This is a genomic window from Streptomyces sp. NRRL S-455, assembly GCF_000717875.1.
Taxonomy (GTDB): Bacteria; Actinomycetota; Actinomycetes; order Streptomycetales; family Streptomycetaceae; genus Streptomyces.
In genome coordinates this window covers 1-297 of the sequence record NZ_JOCT01000098.1, presented here as the reverse complement: position 1 = coordinate 297, position 297 = coordinate 1, and the positions used below count along the sequence as shown (strand labels likewise).

General features: G+C 53.5%; 2 rRNA genes. Both read right to left on the bottom strand.

Annotated features, from left to right (window positions below):
• Positions 1 to 97: ribosomal RNA gene (rrf, locus tag IE97_RS39570) — 5S ribosomal RNA — on the bottom strand; the annotation flags it as partial.
• A gap of 105 nt (positions 98 to 202) precedes the next feature.
• Positions 203 to 297 (bottom strand): 23S ribosomal RNA (locus IE97_RS0137970); the annotation flags it as partial.

The following is a 297-nucleotide window of genomic DNA, read 5'->3' as shown; positions in this document are numbered from 1 at the left end:
CCCACAGGGTCCCCCCTGCAGTACCATCGGCGCTGTAAGGCTTAGCTTCCGGGTTCGGAATGTAACCGGGCGTTTCCCCTACGCTATAACCACCGAAACCCTAATGGTTTCGAGCGAACAAGCACACTCTTCAATTGTTTGTTCTGCTCAAAGCCGACAACTGTTCGTTGTCTCAGAACTAACACAGTGGACGCGAGTAACTGAGGACAAGCCCTCGGCCTATTAGTACCGGTCAACTCCACACGTTACCGTGCTTCCATATCCGGCCTATCAACCCAGTCGTCTACTGGGAGCCTT